Genomic DNA, 20049 nt, shown 5'->3' with positions numbered 1-20049 from the left:
GCATGCCTCATCTGCGTGTCGCCACAGTCAATGTCAACGGAATTCGGGCCTCGGTCCGCAATGGGATGCACGCCTGGCTGGATTCTGCCGATGTCGATGTGCTCACTCTGCAGGAGGTCCGCGGGCAGGACGAGCATCTCGAGGCCGCCTTCCCCGGCTGGTCGATCGTGCACGACGAGGCCACCGCGAAGGGACGCGCCGGCGTCGCGATCGTGAGCCGCACCCCCGCCCTCGCGACCCGCACCGCATTCGGTGACGACGACTTCGATTCGAAGGGGCGCTGGCTCGAAGGGGACTTCGTCCTCGGCGACCGGCCGATCACCATCGTCAGTGCCTACGTGCACTCCGGCGAAGCCGAGACGCCGCGCCAAGAAGAGAAGTGGCGCTTCCTCGAGGCCTTCGGACCGCGCCTGAGCGAGCTCGCAGCCGACGATGCCCTCGCGGTCGTCACCGGCGACCTCAACGTCGGGCACCGCGAACTCGACATCAAGAACTGGCGGGGCAACCGCAAGAAGTCCGGCTTCCTGCCGCGTGAGCGCGCCTATTTCGATCGCTTCCTCGGTGCGGCCGGAGCCGAGATCACCGGTGTCGACGGATCAGTGGGTCCGGGTCTCGGCTGGGTCGACGTGGGCCGACGCTTCCACGGCGAGGTCGAGGGGCCGTACACGTGGTGGTCGGCACGCGGTCAGGCGTTCGACAACGACACCGGCTGGCGCATCGATTACCACCTCGCCTCCCCCGCCCTCGCGGAGCGCGTCGGCGCCTATCACGTGGCTCGAGCGGCGTCCTACGACCAGCGCTGGAGCGATCACGCGCCGGTGGTCGTCGACTACTCGTACTGAGATTCGGCGTCGCCGAGATCGTTCGGCCGGTACCAGCCGCGATACTCCAGGACGGTACCCAGCAGCGGGTGTCGAGCTTCCATCGCGATGGTCCTCCGCTGATGCTCGGCGTCCCACCCGTCTTCGACGGAGACGACGATCCCGAAGGGCCCTCGGAGCGGGATCCGTCGCCCTCCAAGAACCAGGGCGACGTGGCGGGACTGCATCCGGAGCGATCCGTGATCCGTCACCGTGCAGTCCAGGATGAGCTCGACCCGCCGGCGATCGCCGAGGAGGTTGCGCAGACCACCGGCCTCAGGATCCTCGACGAGACGATCGCTGATCACCTCCGTCGCCCCGGGAAACTCGAATCGGCGTGTCGTCTCCAGCACCGCGCGACCTGCGGCGGTTCTCGATGCACGCGCGGTCAGCACGAAAGGCACGTCTGCGCCGAAGCGGGTGAGGAGCAGCGACGACCCGAGGACGGGACGGGCGAGGAACGCCAGCCGTCCGAACCGGCTGCCCGCCGTCTCGAAGACTCCGTGCACGGAGTCCTCCGGGGCGTGGGGCTGCCTCAGCTGCGCCAGGATCGCCGGATGGAGCTGTTGCGATCGGACACCCAGTGCACGGAGGAAGACGTCGCCCTGTGCGATCACTCGCGACGCTCTTCGCGGTAGGGCTTCGCTGTCTGCGGCGCGTCCGTGCCCTCCGGAAACTCGCAGGCGAACTCCCCGCGGTACCCGAAGAGGAAACCGAGCAGCGCATTTCGCACCTCGAGATCGATGACGAAGCACTGCCGCTCTTCGTCGTAGTGCTCGGTGAGGTGGGCTCGGCCGCTGAACAGCATCGGGAACCGGAACGACACCGGGCCCTCATAGAACCGCTGCGCGCCCGAGGCCAGGCGCAGACCGCCGTCGTCGGTGACGGACAGGTCGAGATCCACCGCGAGATGCTGATGCGTGCCCAGGTAGTCCACGATCCTGCCGCGACGCTCGCTGTAGATCATCGTCGCATCGAAGCGGCGACGGCGCCCCGGTCGGATATCCATCGTCCGCACGAAGGTGACGGTCTCTCGGCCGAGGCTGTCGACGTAGGCGTGGTTGTCGATCTGGAACGGGATGTTCTGCCCCTTCTCGGGGAACATGATGTTGCGCAGGGTCCCGAACGCCAGGAACGGCAGCGTCCACCACGGTCCACGCCGCACCTCCGACATCACACCGCGCCCGATGCAGCCGTAGCCGGCAGCGACACCGACACCGAATCGCCGCTGCAGCTGCGGATGCAGGCGCTCGAAATCGGCACCCAGTGCACGGCGGAACACGCCGTCGGTCGGCATCATGAGGTGATCTCCGCGAGCGAATCGGGGGCGGCTTGCATCACGGAGCGGCCGTCATCGCGCGCGGGACGCGACATGCAGCGTCCGGCGCGAGCCCGCTGTCGTTCTCCAGGGAGCAACGAGCGCCACCAGGTCGTCTTCTCGGGAACGACATCCTCCTCTGCCCAGATCCGGAGCCGATCGAAACTCCACGCGGTGAGCCACCAGACGAACCGCCGTGTGATCAGCGGGTCGAGGATTCGGCCGATCGGACCCCAGCCCGGCTGATAGTCGTATCCGGTGAGGAAACGCACTCCATCATCCGTCGGGATGTAACGCCAATAGCCGCGACCGCTGCCGAGCGGCGAGAGCCGGTCGGCAGAATCGAAGACGAGGGCGGAGGTGCGCTCGCCGTGCCGACCGTGACGGGTGCCGAGAGAAGAACCGGTGCCACGGATCTTGTGCAGTCCGAGGTCGAGCTCGTAATCGAACTCCTGCGCCCCGTTCTCGCGGACTCGCGTGGGCCTGATCGACGTGAAACGGGCATCCCAGCGCACGTGCGAGGTGGGGTCCTGAGTGCGTTCCCACACCGTCTCCAGGGGTGCCCGAATGAGAATCTCGACGTAGAGCGCGCGATCCTGCGTCGCGTGAGCGCGCCTCCTCCGGCCGTGCGGGGTCTTCATGCGCCCAGCCTAGATGTTCGTTCTCGACGCGCCCTGCGTGACCATCACGCCGTGAGCAGCGCCGCGATGAGTCCGACAGCGACGAGCACGTAGACGAGCATGCTCCACGTGTAGGCGGCGCCCCGGAGGCTGAAGCGGAAGATCAGCGGCACCACGACGGCTGTGAGCAGGCCCAGCCCGAGCGCGAGGACCGTGCCGAAGATCATCGCGTATCCGTGCGGATCGCCGGCGCCCCACCCGAAGCGGCTGCTGAGGGCCGTCCCGCCGAGCAGCAGGAAGGGCACTCCGAACCCCGCGGCGAGCACACCTCCGACGATCCGGATGACGCGGTCACCCGACGCCGTCTGCACCTGCACCATCGGCCAAGTCTGCCAGCACCGGATTCTGCGCCACCAGCATCACCATAGGATTGATATCGTGACGAAACCTCGCCTCTACTCAGGAATGCAGCCATCCGCCGATTCTCTTCAGATCGGCAACTACATCGGCGCGCTCCTGCAGTGGCGTGATCTGCAGAGCGCATACGACGCCTACTTCTCGGTGGTCGACCTGCACGCGCTCACCGTCGCGCAGGACCCGGCCGAACTGCGGGAGAAGACCCGTCGCACGGCCGCGCAGTACATCGCGGCGGGCATCGAACCCTCGCAGTCGACGCTGTACGTGCAATCGCACGTCCGCGCGCACACTGAACTCGCCTGGATTCTGGGCACCATCACCGGGTTCGGCGAAGCCGGCAGGATGACCCAGTTCAAGGACAAGTCGGCACGCTACGGGCAGGACGCGGCGAGCGTCGGCCTGTTCACCTACCCGGTCCTGATGGCAGCGGACATCCTGCTGTATCAGACCGACGTGGTGCCGGTCGGCGACGACCAGAAGCAGCATGTCGAACTCACACGCGACCTCGCAGAGCGCTTCAACTCGCGCTTCGGCGAGACTTTCACGGTGCCGAACCCGGTGATCCAGAAGGACACCGCGCGCATCTACGACCTGCAGAACCCGACCTCCAAGATGTCGAAGTCCGCAGAGAGCGACGCGGGCGTCATCTGGATGCTGGACGACCCGGCGAAGTCGGCGAAGAAGATCATGCGCGCTGTCACCGACAACGAGGGATCGGTGCGGTTCGACCGGGAGAACAAGCCGGGCGTCTCCAATCTGCTGACGATCTATGCGGCCCTCACCGGCCGTCAGGTGCCGTCGATCGAAGACGAGTACGCAGGTCGCGGGTACGGCGACTTCAAGAAGGGCCTCGCCGAGGTCGTCGTCAACGAGTTCGAGCCGGTCAGAGCGCGAGCCCTCGAGCTCCTCGACGACCCGGCCGAGCTCGATCGCATCCTCGCCGCGAACGCCGGGCGGGCGGATGCCGTCGCCGACGTCACTCTCCGCACCGTCTACGATCGCGTCGGCCTGCTGCGACGCGTCTGACACTCGCCGTTAGGATGGGGTCGTGACTGATCCGCAGCTGCCCCCGCCCGGCGTGCCTCCCGTTCCGGCGGCACCGTACGGAACGGTACCGGCCCCCGCCTTCCCGCAGCCGCCGGTCGCACCCGGATATCCGCAGCCCGTCGCTCCGGCGCACCCGCAGGCACCGGTCTACCAGGCGCCTCCGGGCGCCTACCACGTGCCGGTGGGCGGCTACGCGGCCCCGGCCGGCGCTTATCCGGTGCCGGCCGCCCCCGAGCGGCGATCGCCGTTCCTCGGCACCCTGGCGCTGATCTTCTCCCTCGTCGCCGCCGTCGCGACCCCGATCATCGTCGGCTTCGCCGCATACGAGATCGGCCGGCGCATCCCCGGCGCAGCCGATTACATGAGCGACGTCGACTCGCTCGCCTTCCTCTCCCCCGCCCGCGACCAGGTGCTGTGGGCGGAGCTCGCATTCTGGGCCGGTACGTTGCTCGGCATCGCAGCGATCGTCGTGGGGATCATCGCGATCCGACGCCGACAGGGCCGAGGACAGGGCATCGCGGCTCTTGTCGTCGCGATCATCGCGCCGCTCATCTTCTTCGTCGTGCTGGTGATCGCCCTGAGCACCGGGACGGCCGCCGGCTTCATCGACTACGACTACTCCAGCTGACGCAAAGGACAGCGCTCAGCGCGGCGCGTGGTGCTTCTGCTGCGCCGCGAGCAGTCCTTCCGCGACAAGCAGTTCGACGGCGTCCGCCGCATCGGAGACGAGGATCGGCACGTTCGCCCGCTCCTCTTTGCCGAAAGGTGCGAGCACCCAGTCCGCCGCATCCTGACGTCCGGGCGGACGTCCGATGCCCACGCGCACACGCGGGAAGTCGGCGGTGCCGATCGCACTCGCGACGTCGCGAACCCCGTTGTGGCCGCCGTGGCCGCCGCCGATCTTCAGTTTCACCGTGTCGAACGGGATGTCCAGTTCATCGTGCACGACGATGACCTGCTCTGCGGGTACCGAGTAGAAGCGGGCGAGAGCGGCGACCGGGGTACCGGAGACGTTCATGAACGTGTTCGGCTTCGCCAGCACCAGCTTGTCGGCGCCCGGCCGCAGCCAGGTCTCGACGACGCGAGCTCCGCCCTTGTGCTCGCGGAAGCTCTCGCTGCGGCGTGCCGCCAGTTCGTCGACGACGAGCTGGCCGATGTTGTGCCGGGTCGCCTCGTACCGGGGTCCCGGGTTCCCGAGTCCCACCACGAGCCAGGTGGATGCCATCAGTGGTCCTTCCGCGCGCGACCTCCCGTGCCCTGCAGCAGCGGGGGTCGCGACCAGTATGACGGCCGGATACGACAGAGGGGACGCGATCGGATCGCGTCCCCTCTGTTCCGAACCGGTCGGAGATTACTCGGCAGCGGCCTCGGTGGTCTCTTCCGCAGCGGCCTCGTCGTCGGTCGCCTCAGCGGCGGCCGGGACGGAGATCGCGACGACGAGCACATCGGGGTCGGAGAGCAGCGTCGAGCCCTTGGGCAGCACGACGTCAGCGGCCGTGATGTGCGCGCCCTCCTCGAGACCCTCGACGGAGACCTCGATGTTCTGCGGGATGTGCGTGGCCTCGGCCTCGATCGACAGGGTGTTCGCGTCCTGGTTCACGATCGTGCCGGAAGCGGACTCGCCGACGACGATGATCGGGATGTCGATCGCGACCTTCTCGCCCTTCTTCACGACGAGCAGGTCGATGTGCTCGATGATCTGGTGCACGGGGTCCTTCTGGACGTCCTTGACGAGGGTGAGCTGGTCGCCCTTGCCGTCGATCTCGAGCTCGAGCACGGCGTTGGCGCGGCGGATGATGAGCGAGACCTGGTGGCCCGGCAGCGCGACGTGCACCGGCTCGGTGCCATGGCCGTAGATGACGGCGGGGATCTTGCCGGCAGCGCGGAGGCGGCGGGCGTAGCCCTTGCCGAAGTTCTCGCGAAGCTCGGCGTGGACCTTGGTGTCTTCAGACATGGGGATTCTCCTTCGGGGCACGCAGCGAAGGGGCCGCGCGGTGGTCTTGGAATTGTGGGCTCGAACGCAAACGCGTGAGGTAAGCCACCGGGCTCGCTCCGCCGCGTCGATAACGGACGTTCGCGCACGCGCGGAAGCGTCCCTCGCCGAGGTACTCCTCAATGGTACCGGATGACGCGGTAGGCTGAGGACACCAGCTTTTTCTGCGCAGAACACGGAGACCCCTCATGCTCGACGGCGCCTTTCTCTCGCACGCACTCCTCTGGCTCATCGGAGCGATGTCGGTGTGCGCCGCGGGCCTGACGTTCGCGGCTCTCTTCTCGCTCGGCCGGTCGGGCTACCGCAAGGACTGATCTCGGGCATCCGCCCCTTCGGCTTCGACACCGAAGTCGAGGAGCACCTTGCATGATCGCGAAGGATCAGCGGCCAACGCGAAGGCATCGAGCGCATCATGCGCCGGCTCCACGTGGCTGATGATTCCCGAGACGTCGAGCGTGCCGTCGGCCAGCGCCGCGATCACCTCGCCGAACTCCGTGCCGAACCGGAACGATCCGATCAGCGAGAGCTCTCGCGTGATCGCCGTCGCCATTGGCACGGCGATCTCTCCTGCCCGCTGCAGCCCGAGCAGCACGACCGTTCCGCCGCGCACAGCAGCGGAGATGGCGGCGGCCAGGCCGGGCACGGTGCCGCTGGACTCGACGACGACGTCGGCGTGCAGCGCGGCGATGGCTTCGGCGTCCCTGGCGTCGATCCCGACCGCCCCGCGGGCCTCCGCGATCGCGCGGGGCTGCGGGTGCAGGTCGGTGACCGTGATGGAGGAGGCTCCGGCGCGCTGCGCCACCGCGGCGACGAGCTGCCCGATGGGTCCTGCTCCGATCACGGCGACGCTGCGACCGCGCACGTGTCCTGCGCGCGCCACCGCGTGCCAGGCGACGGCGGCCGGCTCGGCGAGGGCAGCGATGCGCAGATCGAGGCCATCGGGGACGGCGTGCAGCATCCGGGTGGGAACGGCGACGCGACGCGCGAAAGCCCCCTGGGTATGCGGCACGTGCATCGCCGAGCCGAGGTACGTGGATGCCGGGGCGAGGTTCGGCCGGTCGGCAGGCCACGGCGTGTGACCATCGCCCTGCGGCGTGAGCGGATGCACGGCGACCGGTGTTCCCTCGGCAGGGCCGCTCCCATCGGCAGCCGGCACCGAGACGACGCCGGAGACCTCATGGCCGAGAGTCATCGGTGCGCGGAGCACCGAGGCGCCGGCCGCTCCGTGCATCCAGTAGTGCAGGTCCGATCCGCAGATGCCGCCGAAGGCGATGTCGACGATCGCTTCGTGGGGGGCCGGCATCGGGGCTCCGACGTCCTCGATGCGCAGGTCATTCGCCGCATGCGCGACGACGGCGAGATTCTCCACGTGTGCTCCGTTCCCGTTCATCTTCACAGGTCTCTCCGCTCACACCAGGGGTGTGACCAGGGTGACTCCCGAGACCGTCACCGTGACCGTCTGTCCTGGCAGCACCCGCGCCTGCGAGTGCGGCGCCCCCGTCATCACGATGTCTCCCGGTCCGAGCGGCGACCAGGCGGCGATGTACGCGAGGCAGTCGCGGATCGCCATCGGCAGCTCACGGCTGCCGGTCTCGGCGACGATCGAGCCGTCGATCTCCAGGGTGAGGGCGACATCGTCGATGTCGGCGTCCGTATCGATCCAGGGACCGAGCGGCGTGTAGCCGTCGCCGGACTTCGACTCGAAGTTGCGCGGATCCCATTCGGCGCGGTCCGGGCTCGACAGGTCGTTGACGGCCGTGACACCGAGGACGTACTCATGCGCGTTGTGCGCCGTCAACCCGAGGGTCGCCTTGCCGATGACGACGGCGATCTCACCCTCGGCCACAGCCGCGCCCGCGTCCCGACGCAACGACACTGCCGTTCCGCTCGGTGTCACCGTGCGCGGACTCTTCAGCCAGGCCTGAACGGGCGAGTGGTGCTCCGGCCCGTTCTGCGCGACGCCGATCACGACCACGGGAACGGCAGGTGCGAGCAACTCCCCCGCGACCGCCTCCCCGTCATCGGCCGGGATGCGCCCCGCGGCGTACGCGGCATACGGATCCTCGATTGGCACCAGGCGGTCACCCTCTGCTCTGACGTGACGGGGGCCGTCCGCGGTCAGCACTCGGCCGATGCGCATCAGATCACCGCCGTCATGCCGCCGTCGACGTAGAGCGTCTGGCCATTGACGAAGTCGCCGGCCGAGCTGGACAGGAACACCAGCGCGCCGACGAGATCGCGGGTGTCGCCCCAGCGGCCCGCGGGCGTGCGCCCACGCACCCAGGCTGAGAACTGCTCGTCGGCGACCAGCGCGCTGGTGAGCTCGGTGGCGAAGTAGCCGGGTGCGATCGCATTCGCCTGGATGCCCTGAGGGGCGAGGTCAGCGCACAGCCCCTTCGTGAACATCACGATCGCGCCCTTGGTCGCGGAGTAGGCCGCAATCGAGGGGCGGGCGAGCTGCGACTGCACGCTCCCGATCTGCACGATCTTGCCGGAGCCGCGCGCGATCATTCCGCGTGCGACGCGCCGTGAGAGGTGGAAGACGCCGGACAGGTTGGTCTGCACGAGCGCATCCCAGTCCTCATCCGTGAACTCCGCGATCGGAGCCCGCCGCTGCACGCCGGCGTTGTTGACGAGGATGTCGGGGGTGCCGATCAACTGTTCGACCTCGAGCATCCCGGCGTCCACCGCGGCAGCATCCGTCACATCGAAGACGACACTGCGAGCGTCGATCCCGGTTGCAGCCGAGATCTCGGCAGCGGCCGCTGCCGCCTTCGCGGCGTCACGCCCGTGCACGATCACGCGCGCGCCGGCGGCGGCGAGGCCCTCGGCCAGCGTCCGGCCGATTCCTCGACTGGATCCGGTGATCAGTGCGGTGCGCCCGGTGAGATCGAAGGCGCCGAGGCCGGCCGGCAGGCCGGTCACGGTGCGACAGCCTTGATGGTGACCGTGGTGGCGAACACATCGTCGCCACCCTCGTTGCGCGAGACCTTGATCGCGTCGTCGATGCGGGTGAGGTCACGGCGCAGGGTCTCCGGCACCAGGAACGTGGATGCGGTGGTGATGACGGCGAGGACGAGCATGTAGATCGCGAGCAGCACCCAGTTGCCGCCGCTGACCGCGATCAGGTAGGCGCCGAGGACACCGGCCGTTCCACCGGCGAGCACCGCGGAGATCTCGCGCGCCATCGCGACGCCGAGGTAGCGGTGGCGGTTGCCGAACATCTCGGGGAGCATCGCGCACTGCGGTCCGAGCATGGTGTTGACCGCGACGCCGATGCCGACAGCGATGACGCCGATCGCCAGCGCGTGGTTGCCGAGCGAGAGCATCCACCATGCGGGGAAGGTGTAGATCAGCATGAAGACGGCGCCGAAGCGGTAGACCGTGCGCCGCCCGAAGCGATCGGACAGGTGACCGGCGAACGGCACCGAGAAGATGCCGATGAGCGAACCGAGCGTGACGCCCCAGGTGAGGAGACTCTTGTCTGCGGTGGGGCCGACGACGGCCACGAAGAACGCGAGGCTCAGGTTCTGGAACATGTACGAACCGCCGTTCTCGGCCATCCGCAGCCCGACGCCGACGATGACGCCGGGAAGACCGTGCGTGAAGATCTCCTTGATCGGTCGATCGGCGATCTGCTCGTGCTTCTCGAGTTCGATGAACGTCGGGGTCTCGCGCAACCGCATCCGGATGAACAGTGCGATCAGGATCAGCAGGAAGGACGCGAGGAACGGCACGCGCCACCCCCAGCTGAGCAGCTGGTCCTCGGGGAGGAGCGTGATCAGGCTGAAGACGACGGCGGCGAGCAGGGTTCCGGCCTGGATGCCGACGAACGGCAGCGCCGAGAAGAAGCCGCGGCGCTTGACCGGCGCATACTCGGCCATCAGCACGGTGGCGCCGGCCTGTTCGGCACCGGCTCCGAATCCCTGCAGCAGCCTCAGCAGGACCAGGAGGGCAGGCGCCCAGATCCCGATCGCCTCATAGGTCGGCAGCAGACCGATCGCGGTGGAAGCACCGCCCATCAGCAGGATCGTTGCGACGAGCACCCACTTGCGTCCGAGCCTGTCGCCGAGCACCCCGAAGAAGAGGCCACCGAACGGGCGGGCGAGGAAGCCGACCCCGAACGTCGCGAACGCCAGCACCGTCGCCATCGCGGGATCACCCTGCGGGAAGAACAGGACGTTGAAGATCAACGCCGTCGACAGCCCGTACAGGGCGAAGTCGAAATACTCCAGCGCGCTGCCGATGCTCGACGCAAGTGTGGCTCGGCGAAGATTCGCGGCGTACTCGGGGTCATCGGACGGGGCTTTCGCGGTGGTGCGCAAGTCGGTCATTGCCATCTCCTTCGATCGGCTTCGCCAGCGGCGTTGAGATGACTGTACCAGCGGGTTGGCCCATGTTCAATACTTTGTACAGCCACCGCGGCCCAGGCCCCTCGTCCCCCGGCCTGCCGGCAGGCGCGACGGACATCGGCACCCACCGATCGCGGGCACGACGAACATCGCGACCCGCCGATCGCGATCGCGCGGCGCCTCGGGATCAGCGGCGAGCGGCGGCGCTGAACGGGTTCGTGAGGGCTGCGGCGGCGTCGCGCAGCGCCTGACCGACGCGCTCGATCCGCTCGTAGTCGGCATCCATGGCGCGGATCGCGACGCCGAGGGCCAGCGGCGGATCGGACGGCGCCCAGCCGTCGAGCGGCACCGCGACGCCGACGATGCCGCGGAACGACTCCTCGGCATCCAGCGCCCAGCCGCGACGACGCGCGGTCCCCAGTACCTCGAGAAGACCCTCGATGGTCGTCGTGCTGCGCTCGGTGAGCGCCGGGAACTCGGCATCCGCACCGATCAACGCGACGACTTCCGCATCCGACATCGCCGCGAGCAGCGCCCGCCCCGTCGCAGAAAGCGCCGCGGGCAGCCTCGAGCCGAGCGGGGTACCCAGTCGGAGTGATCTCGAGCCTTCGTAACGCGCGAGGTACAGCGCATCCGCTCCGTCGAGAACGGCTACCTGGACGAGTTCGGCCGACAGCGTCGGCGACTTCTCGCACACGCTGTAGAACTCGCGGATCTGATTGAACTGCGCGGCGTAGGCACCGCCGAGCTCCGCGGTGCGCAGCCCGAGTCGGTAGCCCAGCGCCGTGCGCTCGACCATCCCGCCCGCTTCGAGGGCGAGGCACAGATTCGCTGTCGACGACTTCGCGAGTCCGAGATCGGCCGCGAGCTCCGTCAGCGTACGGGGCCGGTCGGCCTCCGCGAGGATTCCGAGCAGGCGGATGCTCCTGCTGACGGCCGGCGCCGGGTCACGGGCCTCCCGCGGATCGTCTTCGCTCGCCACTCTTCGCCCCCTGCTGGAAATCAGTAGAACTCGACGGTATCGACGACGGCGCGCAACGGTGCGCCATCGAGCAGGCGCGCCGCGTTCTCGGCGAACCTCCGCGCGATCCGCTCCTCCTCCTTGGAGTTCAGCGCTGCCGTATGCGGGCTGACCAGAACCTGCGGGTGCGACCACAGCGGCGATGCGGGATCGAGCGGCTCCTTCTCGAACACGTCCAGGGCGGCGAAACCGATGCGCCCGTCGTCGAGGGCCGAGAGGAGTGCGTCCTCATCGATCACCGTGCCACGTCCGACGCTCGCGAGGATCGTGCCGGGTCGGACCGCGGCGAGCACCCCCGCACCGACGAGGTGATGGGTCTGCTCGGTGCCGGGGAGCGTCACGACGATGGCATCGACTTCTGCTGCCGCGTCGACGAGTTCGTCGAGCGGGATCAACCGGTCCACGCCGTCGACGGGCTCGCCGGAGCGCGTCGTGCCCCAGACTCGGGCGCCGAGCGCATGGAAACGCTGGGCGCATTCGGTGCCGATGCCACCCAGGCCCACGATGAGAACGGTCATCTCATCGACCTGACGCATCTCCCAGCGCTCCGGCCAGGTGCGCGCCCGCTGATCGGCCAGCAGCCGGGGAAGACCTTTCGCTCCGGCGATGACGCCGAACACCGCGAACTCGGCGAGCGGACCGCCGTGCACACCGGCACTGGTCGTGAACGCGATGCGATCGAGCGCTTCGCGGGCGAGTCCGGCCGCCTTGACCTGGCTGCCCCCGCCGGCAGCGGTGGTCATCACCCAGCGCAACTGCGGGTTGGCGGCGACCGTTCTCGCGAGTGCCGCAGGATCGACATCGGGAATGCCGAACAGCGCGTCGGCGGAATCGACCATGTCGTCGAATGCCGACTGCTCCTGTGGAGTGCGTACATGATCGGGGTCACCGGACCAGTCGGCCGGTCCGCGCATGGGATGCATGAGAGAGTGATCGCGGACGAGTTCCACCCGCGGTTCGAGCTCCTCGATCAACCGGCAGTGCTCCTCCGACAGCGGCACCGCCAGGACGACTCGCAGCCTGTTCTTGATCTCCGACATGCTGGTCCCTTCCTCGGGCAGACTCTCGATCCGCTCACTCTAGCGTAAATCCATTCCGCTGAACACTGTTCGATCAGCTGGATGTTCGGTACCATGTCGCCATGTCCTCCTCTCCAGCCACCGTCGGCGTGATCGGCTTGGGCGCTATGGGGCACCCCATGGCCGAGCATCTCCTCGCCGCACGCGGCGCACTCGTCATCCACGCACGGCGCCCGCAGCCGCAGCTCATGGCGGCCGGCGCCTCGTGGGCCGACACGCCCCGCGAACTCGCGTCCCAGGTCGACGTCCTGCTTGCCATGCTCCCCGACCTCCCGCAGCTCGAAGAGCTTCTCGACGGCGAGGACGGTCTCCTCGCCGGAACCGGCGACCTTCTGATCCTGATCGGATCGACGTCGTCCGCACCCGGAATCCGCGCTCTCGCCGACCGGCTGCACACGCAGTCCGACGGGCGCGTGCGCGTCGTCGACTGTCCGGTGTCCGGCGGTGAGGACGGCGCTCAGGCCGGCACCCTGTCGATCATGCTCGGCGGTGCCGAGGAGGATGCCGAACGAGCGGCGGAGATTCTGACCGCCTGCGGTCGCCCCGTTCATCTCGGCCCGCTCGGTGCCGGCCAGGTCGCGAAAGCCTGCAATCAACTCGTCGTCTCGGCCACCATCCTGGCGCTCGGCGAGGCGACCGTCCTTGCCGAGCGCTCCGGGCTCGACCTCGATGCGATGTGGACTCTGCTCTCCGGCGGCTACGCCGGATCCCGCCTGCTGGACAGCCGCCGGGAGAAGCTCGTCACCGGCGACGACTCGCCGAGCGGGATGGCGAAGTACATGCTGAAGGACCTGCGCTTCGCGGCCGACATCGCGGAAGCCACCGAAACGTCTGCTGTGCTTCTGCCGACCCTGCGCCATGCGTTCGATGAGCTCGTGGCCGCCGGGCTCGGCGATCGCGACATCGCCGTCACCCGCCGCTTCGTGGCATCCCGCGACACAGAAACGCATTGACCCGCACACAGCGATACGCTGAAAGTCACCCCCACTTCTTCACGATCGAGGAGCTCCTCAGTGCCCGAAGCATCAGCGAACATCGGAGTCGTCGGACTCGCCGTCATGGGCTCGAATCTCGCCCGCAATCTCGCCAGTCGCGAGGGCAACACCGTCGCGATCTTCAACCGCAGCTATGAGAAGACCCAGGGTGTTCTCGACGCGCACCCCGAGGCCGGATTCATCCCTGCCCACACCTACCAGGAGTTCGCCGACTCGCTGCAGAAGCCGCGCACCGCGATCATCATGGTCAAGGCCGGCGGTCCGACGGACGCCGTGATCAATTCCCTCGTCGAGGTCTTCGAGCCCGGAGACATCATCGTCGACGGCGGCAACGCATACTTCCCGGACACCATCCGCCGCGAGAAGGCGGTCCGCGAGACGGGCATCAACTTCGTCGGCGCCGGCATCTCCGGCGGCGAAGAGGGTGCGCTCACCGGTCCGTCGATCATGCCAGGCGGCTCGGACGAGTCGTGGGTCACGCTCGGCCCGATCCTGACCTCGATCGCCGCGATCGCCGAGGGCGAAGCATGCGTGACGCATGTCGGCCACGACGGCGCCGGGCACTTCGTCAAGATGGTGCACAACGGCATCGAGTACGCCGACATGCAGCTCATCGCCGAGGCCTACGACCTCATCCGCCGCGGCACCGGCAAGTCGCCGGCCGAGATCGCCGACATCTTCGCCGAATGGAACGCGGGCGAGCTCGAGTCGTACCTCATCGAGATCACCGCCGAGGTGCTGCGTCAGGTCGACGCAGCAACGGGCAAGCCGCTCGTCGATGTCATCCTCGACCAGGCCGGCGCCAAGGGCACCGGCGCCTGGACGGTGCAGACGGCCCTGTCACTCGGCGTGCCGGTCTCCGGCATCGCCGAGGCCACGTTCGCCCGCTCGCTCTCCTCGCACCCGGAACAGCGCGCCGTCGCCGGCTCTCTTCCCGGCCCGGACGAAGAGTTCACCGTGACCGACCACGACGCCTTCATCGAGGACGTTCGCCTCGCGCTGTACGCCTCCAAGATCGTCGCCTACTCGCAGGGCTTCGACGAGATCCGCGCCGGCGCCGCCGAGTACGACTGGAACATCGACCTCGGTGCGATCTCCAAGATCTGGCGCGGCGGTTGCATCATCCGTGCCCAGTTCCTCAACCGCATCGCGGACGCCTACGCCGCTGAGCCGGAGCTTCCGGTGCTGATGACCGCCCCGTACTTCGCCGAGGTCTTCGGACGCGCCCAGTCCGCGTGGCGCCGCGTCGTCGTCGCGGCCGCCGAGGCCGGCATCCCCGCGCCCGCGTTCTCGTCGTCGCTGTCGTACTACGACGGCATCCGGGCAGACCGCCTGCCGGCCGCTCTGGTCCAGGGACAGCGCGACTTCTTCGGAGCGCACACCTACAAGCGCATCGACAAGCCGGGCACCTTCCACACGCAGTGGTCGGGCGACCGCACCGAGATCGAGGCGGAAGACACGCACTGACGTCACCGTTTGGAGGGGCCGGGAACCGCAAGGTTCCCGGCCCCTCTCTCTGTGACGACGAAAGGAAGAAGCCCGGTCAGCTGGCCTGGACCGCCTGGACGAACGCCCGCGCCCGCATGGCGAGCGCACTCAGGTCTCCCCCCGGGGTCGCCGCGTCACCGACGAGCGGGCCGCCCACACCGAGAGCGAACGCCCCGGCAGCGAGGTAGCCGCTGATCGTGTCGACGGTGACGCCGCCGACGGGGATGATCCTGGCCTCCGGGAAGGGATCGCGGACGGCGCGGATGAAGCCGGGACCGAGCGCAGACGCCGGAAACAGCTTCACTGCGGCCGCGCCCAGGTCCATCCCCCGCTGGATCTCGGTGGGCGTGTAGACGCCGGGAAGTACACCGATGCCCTGCCCGACCGCGTATTCGACCGAGGCGGTGAGCGTCGGCGTCACCATGAACTGCGCACCGGCAGACACGGCACGGTCGACATCGGCCTCGTCGAGCACGGTACCCGCGCCGATGAGAGCTTCCACCGGTGCGTCCTGCACGACTTGAGCGATCGCCGCTTCGGCGTCATCGAGGGTGAGAGCGATCTCCAGAGTGAGGATGCCGGCATCGATCAGGGTCAGTGCCGTCGCCACTGTGGCATCGACATCCGTTCCTCGGATGATCGCGATGAGTCGGCTCGCCGCGACCCGCTCCCGCAGCCCTGCGTTGTCGACGACGCTCATCGCCCCGACCCGCCCCATGGCAGGGCCGGAGTCCCGCCGATCTCGACCTCGACACCGAGCAACGCGCCATCCGCCTCGCCGGGCTGCGGCAGTCCGATGCTTGCGGTCGTGATCACGAGCAGTCGATCGACGAGAGCGACAGCGGTCGGCCTCTTCGCCGGAAGCTCGATCGTCTGCACCAGCACACCGCTCGGTGAATAGCGACGCACCTCTGCGGCATCCCATACGGCCACCCAGAGCATGCCCTCGAGATCGATCGTCATGCCGTCGGGATTGCCTCCGTCGACGCGGCAGATCGTCCGGCGGCCGGAGAGCTGACCATCCGCCGCGACATCGAACGCTTCGATACTGCGGTTCGGAAGCGTGTCGATGTAATACAGGGTCGAGCCGGTGTGATCGAAGGCGAGTCCGTTCGAGACCGTCACCCCGCTGAGCCTCTCGGTCGCCACGCCATCCGGGCCGAAGCTCCACAGCGCGCAGTGCGGTGCCCGCGGCATCGACTGGCTCCCCACCCAGAAGCGGCCGGACGGATCGGCGCCGCCGTCGTTCATGTAGTGCCCTGGCGCGGCGATATCCGTCGCAAGGGACGACACGACACCCTCGTCGCTGACATGAACGATGTCGCGGTCGACCGCCACCACCCAGCCGGCCCCCGGCTCGGCGAGCGGTGCCGGGGCACCGATCTGACGGCCGACCGATACGGCAGACCCGGGAATGACCATCCCGTTCTCGAGGCGGCCGCGGTGGAACGCACCCGTCGCCATGTCGATCCAGGCGAGGCTGCCGTCACGGCCGTCCCAGCGGGGCGATTCGGCCTGTACGTATCGAACGTCGGAGATGATCTCGACGTTTCTGGAGAGATGTGAGCGCGGCATCCGGGTCAACTTTCAGTGGTGGCTGCAACCGTTATGTGGCAGACTATCTCACAATATGCATACGACTTGCGAAAACAGGAAAATGACAATGCTGAAGCGGGGAAACAGCTGATGGCTCTGAAACTCCACGGCTTGATGCCGATTCTGGCAACCCCGTTCGATGAGACGGGTGCCCTCGACCGCGATGGCCTGCGCCGCCTGGTCGAATTCGAGCTCGCCGCCGGCGTGGACGGCGTCGCCGTCTTCGGAATGGCGAGCGAGGGGTTCGCGCTCACCACCGAGGAGAGGCGCACCATCCTCAGTGATGTCGTCGAGCTCGTCGAGGGCCGTGTCCCGGTCATCGCGGGCGTCAATGGCACCTCGACCGCCACCTCGATCGAGCAGGCGCTCCTCGCAGAAGAGGGCGGCGCCGACGCGCTCATGGTTCTCCCGCCCTTCATGGTGAAGCCGCCGGCGGCGACACTCGTCGACTTCTACGGAGAGGTGGCTGCGGCCACGTCGCTTTCCGTCATGGTGCAGGACGCCCCCGGCGTCACGGGCGTCAGCATGACTCCGTCGCTCATCGCCGAGCTCGCCCGCCTCGACGGGGTCGACTCGGTGAAGGTCGAGGCGCCGCCGACAGCTCCCAAGGTGGGCGCGGTGGTCGACGCGATCAAGGATGCCGATTTCGCTGTGCTCGGCGGCCAGAACGCCCAGTTCTGCCTCGAGGAGTACGCACGCGGCGCCGTGGGGACGATGCCCGCCTGCGAGTTCCCCGACCTGCTCGGTCCTGTGCTGGCAGACTTCATCGCCGGGCGCGTCGACGAGGCACGGGCGGGCTTTCGTCGTATGCTCCCCCTCGTGCTGATAGGGCTGCAGGGCGGCATCGCATGGGCGGTGCACAAAGAGGTGCTCGTCGCGCGTGGCATCATCGAGCACGCCACGGTGCGCTACCCCGCCGCTCGCCTCGACGCCGGTAGTCGCGCGGCCGTCGACCTCGTGGTCGAGGAGCTCGCTCTTCCTCCGCTGCCGGTAAAGGTGCGCGTGTGACTCGCCGCGGCGTGCTGCTGATCGGCGGCAGCTCCGATATCGGCCTCGCGATCGCGCGCGCCTTCGCCGCCGGCGGGGACGCCGTCATCGGCGTCGGCCTCGAAGATTCGGCAGACGCCGTCTTCGAGCGCTACCTCGTGGCCGACTGCAGCAGGTCGGATGCCGCGGAACGTGCCGTCTCCGATGCCGAGCAGGCTCTCGGACGGCTCGACGTCGTGGTTCTCGCCGCCGGGCGCATGCCGATCGGCCGCGCTGACGCGACGAGTGACGATGACTGGCGAGGAGCGCTCGGCGCCACGCTCGACTCCGCGTTCTTCGTCGCCCGTGCGGCGCTGCCACGCCTGGCTCCCGGCTCGTCGATCGTCGCGGTGACCTCCGTGAACTCTTCCCTCGCCGCTCCCGCCCTGCCCGCCTATGCCGCGGCGAAGGCGGGCGTCGACGGACTCGTGCGACAGTTGGCCCTCGACTACGGCCCACGCGGCATCCGCGTCAATGCCGTGCAGCCCGGCAGCATCTCCGCGACCGATACCGGGGAGAGCGAGGGTTACCCACTCGGTCGGATCGGACGCCCGGAGGAGGTGGCATCGGTCGTGGCGTTCCTCGCGTCGGACGCCGCGTCGTTCGTCACCGGCACGTCGATCGCCGTCGACGGCGGACTGTCGATCTCCTCCCCCGCCGCATGGCTGAAGCCGGTACTGCGCGAACGCTGGCTCTGACCGCCTCCGCATCCACCCGCTGGCCCTGAGCCGTCTCTGCGACGACTCAGGGCCAGCGGCGTTTTCGCCTCCGGCCTTCTCCCCTCCGGCCTTCTCCCCCACCACCTTCTGCCCGGGTGCGATGCCCACGACAAAACGCTCGCCGCACCCGGGGAGATCCGAGTGCGGCGAGCGTCAGCAGCAGGCGAGCTCAGGAGTTCGCGTCGAGCAGCCCCTGCACTTCCTTCTTCAGCGCGTTGAGACCGGCCTGCACATCGACCTGACCGGCGAGAATCGTCGCGACGCCGCCGCCGATCGCCGCGTCGATCTGCGCTGTGACCGCGACACGATCCCATGCCGCGCCTCTGGCGTGCTCCGACACCTCGGTGCGGAAGGCGACCTGGAACTTGTCCGCTGCGAGCGACGGGATCTGGTCGGCGACGCTCTTGGCCGCCGGCGCAACCGCGGACTTCTCGTAGAGGGCTGTCGCCGCCTTGACGTTCGTCGCCGCGTACTTGATGAACTCGAGGCTCGTCAGCTCTCCCTCGCCCGCGCTCGCGAACAGGCCGCCACCCCAGGCGCGGTTGTAGGAGTCGTTGCCTCCGGCGGTCGGCCGGGCGATCGCGCCGATGTTGTCGATGATGTTCTGGGCAGCACCGTTCGTCTTGACGAAGGTCGAGGCCAGCGGGGCATCGTCGTAGAGCGCCGCACGGCCGCTCGCGAACAGGATGCGAGCGTCGCTTCGGGCGACATTGGTCTGGGTGAGGCCGGCATCCAGCAGCGACTTGTACCAGGTCATGGCCTCGACGCTCTCCGCGTCACCGATGGTGCACTTGAGGTCGTCAGTGACGACATCGCTTCCGAAGCCCCACATCCAGTGCACGGCATCCTTCAGGTCGGGGTTCTTCGTGACCGCGGCGTACGGGATCAAGGACGAATCCTGCGCCTTGATCTTCTCCAGCGCCGTCGCGAACTTCTCCACCGTCATGCCCGACTTGATGCCGACGCTCTTCGCGATCTCACCATTGGTGATCATGCCGATCCCGGCAGCCGTCAGCGGCAGGACGAGCAGCTTGCCGTCCATGGTGTACGAATCGAGCACACCCTGCGGGATGCCGAGACCTTCCGCCAGTTCGGACAGGTCGGCGAGCACGTTCATCGGCGTGAGCACCTGCCAGCCACCCGACTGCCCTACGCCCATGAGCTTGCCGGAGCGACCGGTGAGAGCCAGCTGCGTGGCGGCCTGATCGTACGGGTAGATGACCGGGGCCACCTTCACGCCGGCATCCTTGGAGAAGCCGTCGAGGATCCCCTGCCAGGCTGCTTTCAGCGCCTCTTCGCCGAGCGAGTTGCCGTAGAAGTTGATCGACTTGGCCTTGGTCGCGGCGTTGGCAGTGGCTCCGGCTCCGGCTCCGGTTCCGGGCGCTGCCGGTGTCGCGCAGCCGGCGAGGGCGAGGACGCCGAAGGCGGCCAGGGCGGTGCTGCCGCCGAGGAAGGCGCGGCGGCTCAACTGCGAGTTCGAGATGTTCATGGAAACTGCTCCTTCGTCGGGGTGATCGG

Annotated in this window: 23 protein-coding genes; 8 read left to right on the top strand and 15 right to left on the bottom strand. The window is 68.3% G+C overall.

Translation table 11 applies throughout. The annotated features are described in order from the left end of the window. Positions 1-2: 2 nt before the first annotated feature. A complete protein-coding gene (locus MRBLWO13_RS11550; RefSeq protein WP_341974145.1) occupies positions 3-842 on the top strand; it encodes an exodeoxyribonuclease III in 840 nt (279 codons plus the stop codon). On the opposite strand, the gene MRBLWO13_RS11545 is transcribed toward MRBLWO13_RS11550, so the two are convergent. From MRBLWO13_RS11545 to MRBLWO13_RS11530, 4 genes are read right to left on the bottom strand one after another with little or no spacing between them, the layout of a single operon-like run. Beyond that, on the bottom strand, positions 830-1477 hold the full coding sequence (locus MRBLWO13_RS11545) for a DUF4166 domain-containing protein (protein ID WP_341974144.1): 648 nt from the start codon (positions 1475-1477) through the stop codon (positions 830-832). The genes MRBLWO13_RS11550 and MRBLWO13_RS11545 overlap by 13 nt on opposite strands. Beyond that, the gene (locus MRBLWO13_RS11540) at positions 1474-2160 is read right to left on the bottom strand and encodes a DUF4166 domain-containing protein (protein WP_341974143.1); all 687 of its coding nucleotides are present in this window, start codon (positions 2158-2160) and stop codon (positions 1474-1476) included. Before MRBLWO13_RS11540 ends, MRBLWO13_RS11545 begins: the two co-directional genes overlap by 4 nt. Beyond that, on the bottom strand, positions 2157-2819 hold the full coding sequence (locus MRBLWO13_RS11535) for an SRPBCC family protein (RefSeq protein WP_341974142.1): 663 nt from the start codon (positions 2817-2819) through the stop codon (positions 2157-2159). Before MRBLWO13_RS11535 ends, MRBLWO13_RS11540 begins: the two co-directional genes overlap by 4 nt. A gap of 44 nt (positions 2820-2863) precedes the next feature. Further along, the gene (locus MRBLWO13_RS11530) at positions 2864-3178 is read right to left on the bottom strand and encodes a hypothetical protein (protein ID WP_341974141.1); all 315 of its coding nucleotides are present in this window, start codon (positions 3176-3178) and stop codon (positions 2864-2866) included. A 55-nt stretch (positions 3179-3233) separates the two neighbouring features. Between MRBLWO13_RS11530 and trpS the strand changes: the two genes are divergently transcribed. Then, on the top strand, positions 3234-4241 hold the full coding sequence (trpS, locus tag MRBLWO13_RS11525) for a tryptophan--tRNA ligase (protein WP_341978362.1): 1008 nt from the start codon (positions 3234-3236) through the stop codon (positions 4239-4241). Positions 4242-4263: 22 nt separating this feature from the next. Continuing rightward, positions 4264-4890, top strand: a complete 627-nt coding sequence (locus MRBLWO13_RS11520; protein ID WP_341974140.1) for a hypothetical protein — start codon at positions 4264-4266, stop codon at positions 4888-4890. 15 nt (positions 4891-4905) lie between these two features. On the opposite strand, the gene pth is transcribed toward MRBLWO13_RS11520, so the two are convergent. Both pth and MRBLWO13_RS11510 read right to left on the bottom strand, forming a co-directional pair. Next, the gene (gene pth, locus MRBLWO13_RS11515; protein WP_341974139.1) at positions 4906-5487 is read right to left on the bottom strand and encodes an aminoacyl-tRNA hydrolase; all 582 of its coding nucleotides are present in this window, start codon (positions 5485-5487) and stop codon (positions 4906-4908) included. Positions 5488-5613: 126 nt separating this feature from the next. Further along, a complete protein-coding gene (locus tag MRBLWO13_RS11510; protein WP_341974138.1) occupies positions 5614-6216 on the bottom strand; it encodes a 50S ribosomal protein L25/general stress protein Ctc in 603 nt (200 codons plus the stop codon). A 227-nt stretch (positions 6217-6443) separates the two neighbouring features. Here MRBLWO13_RS11510 and MRBLWO13_RS11505 point away from each other — a divergent pair, with 227 nt between their 5' ends. Further along, positions 6444-6569 carry a hypothetical protein gene (locus MRBLWO13_RS11505; RefSeq protein WP_341974137.1) on the top strand — a complete coding sequence of 42 codons (126 nt, stop codon included), beginning with the start codon at positions 6444-6446 and terminating at the stop codon, positions 6567-6569. Here MRBLWO13_RS11505 and MRBLWO13_RS11500 read toward each other — a convergent pair. The 6 genes from MRBLWO13_RS11500 to MRBLWO13_RS11475 all read right to left on the bottom strand — a co-directional run bounded on the left by MRBLWO13_RS11500 (position 6554) and on the right by MRBLWO13_RS11475 (position 12668). Next, positions 6554-7624: an alcohol dehydrogenase catalytic domain-containing protein gene (locus tag MRBLWO13_RS11500; RefSeq protein WP_341974136.1), complete on the bottom strand. Its 1071-nt coding sequence runs from the start codon at positions 7622-7624 to the stop codon at positions 6554-6556. The two genes, MRBLWO13_RS11505 and MRBLWO13_RS11500, sit on opposite strands and share 16 nt — an antisense overlap. Positions 7625-7663: 39 nt before the next feature. Next, on the bottom strand, positions 7664-8329 hold the full coding sequence (locus MRBLWO13_RS11495; RefSeq protein WP_341974135.1) for a fumarylacetoacetate hydrolase family protein: 666 nt from the start codon (positions 8327-8329) through the stop codon (positions 7664-7666). 65 nt (positions 8330-8394) lie between these two features. Continuing rightward, entirely contained in the window at positions 8395-9180 is a 786-nt protein-coding gene (locus tag MRBLWO13_RS11490; protein WP_341974134.1) for an SDR family NAD(P)-dependent oxidoreductase, read from the bottom strand. Next, a complete protein-coding gene (locus tag MRBLWO13_RS11485; RefSeq protein WP_341974133.1) occupies positions 9177-10595 on the bottom strand; it encodes an MFS transporter in 1419 nt (472 codons plus the stop codon). Before MRBLWO13_RS11485 ends, MRBLWO13_RS11490 begins: the two co-directional genes overlap by 4 nt. A gap of 199 nt (positions 10596-10794) precedes the next feature. Continuing rightward, positions 10795-11589 carry an IclR family transcriptional regulator gene (locus tag MRBLWO13_RS11480; RefSeq protein WP_341974132.1) on the bottom strand — a complete coding sequence of 265 codons (795 nt, stop codon included), beginning with the start codon at positions 11587-11589 and terminating at the stop codon, positions 10795-10797. Between the two features lie 20 nt (positions 11590-11609). Continuing rightward, positions 11610-12668: a D-2-hydroxyacid dehydrogenase gene (locus MRBLWO13_RS11475; protein WP_341974131.1), complete on the bottom strand. Its 1059-nt coding sequence runs from the start codon at positions 12666-12668 to the stop codon at positions 11610-11612. 101 nt (positions 12669-12769) lie between these two features. Here MRBLWO13_RS11475 and MRBLWO13_RS11470 point away from each other — a divergent pair, with 101 nt between their 5' ends. Further along, positions 12770-13660: an NAD(P)-dependent oxidoreductase gene (locus tag MRBLWO13_RS11470; RefSeq protein ID WP_341974130.1), complete on the top strand. Its 891-nt coding sequence runs from the start codon at positions 12770-12772 to the stop codon at positions 13658-13660. A gap of 60 nt (positions 13661-13720) precedes the next feature. Then, entirely contained in the window at positions 13721-15169 is a 1449-nt protein-coding gene (gene gndA, locus MRBLWO13_RS11465) for an NADP-dependent phosphogluconate dehydrogenase (protein ID WP_341974129.1), read from the top strand. 76 nt (positions 15170-15245) lie between these two features. Here gndA and MRBLWO13_RS11460 read toward each other — a convergent pair whose 3' ends face one another. Beyond that, a complete protein-coding gene (locus MRBLWO13_RS11460) occupies positions 15246-15890 on the bottom strand; it encodes a bifunctional 4-hydroxy-2-oxoglutarate aldolase/2-dehydro-3-deoxy-phosphogluconate aldolase (RefSeq protein WP_341974128.1) in 645 nt (214 codons plus the stop codon). After that, a complete protein-coding gene (locus MRBLWO13_RS11455; RefSeq protein WP_341974127.1) occupies positions 15887-16765 on the bottom strand; it encodes an SMP-30/gluconolactonase/LRE family protein in 879 nt (292 codons plus the stop codon). Before MRBLWO13_RS11455 ends, MRBLWO13_RS11460 begins: the two co-directional genes overlap by 4 nt. A 111-nt stretch (positions 16766-16876) precedes the next feature. Between MRBLWO13_RS11455 and MRBLWO13_RS11450 the strand changes: the two genes are divergently transcribed. Both MRBLWO13_RS11450 and MRBLWO13_RS11445 read left to right on the top strand, forming a co-directional pair. After that, a complete protein-coding gene (locus MRBLWO13_RS11450) occupies positions 16877-17794 on the top strand; it encodes a dihydrodipicolinate synthase family protein (protein ID WP_341974126.1) in 918 nt (305 codons plus the stop codon). Continuing rightward, positions 17791-18510, top strand: coding sequence for an SDR family oxidoreductase (locus MRBLWO13_RS11445; protein ID WP_341974125.1), 720 nt, complete (start codon positions 17791-17793; stop codon positions 18508-18510). The genes MRBLWO13_RS11450 and MRBLWO13_RS11445 overlap by 4 nt, the downstream gene beginning before the upstream one ends. 190 nt (positions 18511-18700) lie before the next feature. Here MRBLWO13_RS11445 and MRBLWO13_RS11440 read toward each other — a convergent pair whose 3' ends face one another. After that, a complete protein-coding gene (locus MRBLWO13_RS11440) occupies positions 18701-20020 on the bottom strand; it encodes a hypothetical protein (protein WP_341974124.1) in 1320 nt (439 codons plus the stop codon). Positions 20021-20049: the final 29 nt, after the last annotated feature.

Origin of the sequence: Microbacterium sp. LWO13-1.2 (assembly GCF_038397725.1) — a bacterium.
GTDB lineage: Bacteria > Actinomycetota > Actinomycetes > Actinomycetales > Microbacteriaceae > Microbacterium.
The sequence above is the reverse complement of the archived record's forward strand: the minus strand, read 5'-3'. Positions and strand labels throughout refer to the sequence as shown.

Coding starts and splice junctions, on each gene's coding strand:
- MRBLWO13_RS11550 (WP_341974145.1), top strand. CDS start 3: ATGCCTCATCTGCGTGTCGCCACAGTCAATGTCAACGGAATTCGGGCC.
- MRBLWO13_RS11540 (WP_341974143.1), bottom strand. CDS start 2,160: ATGATGCCGACCGACGGCGTGTTCCGCCGTGCACTGGGTGCCGATTTC.
- MRBLWO13_RS11535 (WP_341974142.1), bottom strand. CDS start 2,819: ATGAAGACCCCGCACGGCCGGAGGAGGCGCGCTCACGCGACGCAGGAT.
- MRBLWO13_RS11530 (WP_341974141.1), bottom strand. CDS start 3,178: ATGGTGCAGGTGCAGACGGCGTCGGGTGACCGCGTCATCCGGATCGTC.
- pth (WP_341974139.1), bottom strand. CDS start 5,487: ATGGCATCCACCTGGCTCGTGGTGGGACTCGGGAACCCGGGACCCCGG.
- MRBLWO13_RS11510 (WP_341974138.1), bottom strand. CDS start 6,216: ATGTCTGAAGACACCAAGGTCCACGCCGAGCTTCGCGAGAACTTCGGC.
- MRBLWO13_RS11505 (WP_341974137.1), top strand. CDS start 6,444: ATGCTCGACGGCGCCTTTCTCTCGCACGCACTCCTCTGGCTCATCGGA.
- MRBLWO13_RS11485 (WP_341974133.1), bottom strand. CDS start 10,595: ATGGCAATGACCGACTTGCGCACCACCGCGAAAGCCCCGTCCGATGAC.
- MRBLWO13_RS11475 (WP_341974131.1), bottom strand. CDS start 12,668: ATGTCGGAGATCAAGAACAGGCTGCGAGTCGTCCTGGCGGTGCCGCTG.
- MRBLWO13_RS11470 (WP_341974130.1), top strand. CDS start 12,770: ATGTCCTCCTCTCCAGCCACCGTCGGCGTGATCGGCTTGGGCGCTATG.
- MRBLWO13_RS11460 (WP_341974128.1), bottom strand. CDS start 15,890: ATGAGCGTCGTCGACAACGCAGGGCTGCGGGAGCGGGTCGCGGCGAGC.
- MRBLWO13_RS11455 (WP_341974127.1), bottom strand. CDS start 16,765: ATGCCGCGCTCACATCTCTCCAGAAACGTCGAGATCATCTCCGACGTT.
- MRBLWO13_RS11450 (WP_341974126.1), top strand. CDS start 16,877: ATGGCTCTGAAACTCCACGGCTTGATGCCGATTCTGGCAACCCCGTTC.
- MRBLWO13_RS11440 (WP_341974124.1), bottom strand. CDS start 20,020: ATGAACATCTCGAACTCGCAGTTGAGCCGCCGCGCCTTCCTCGGCGGC.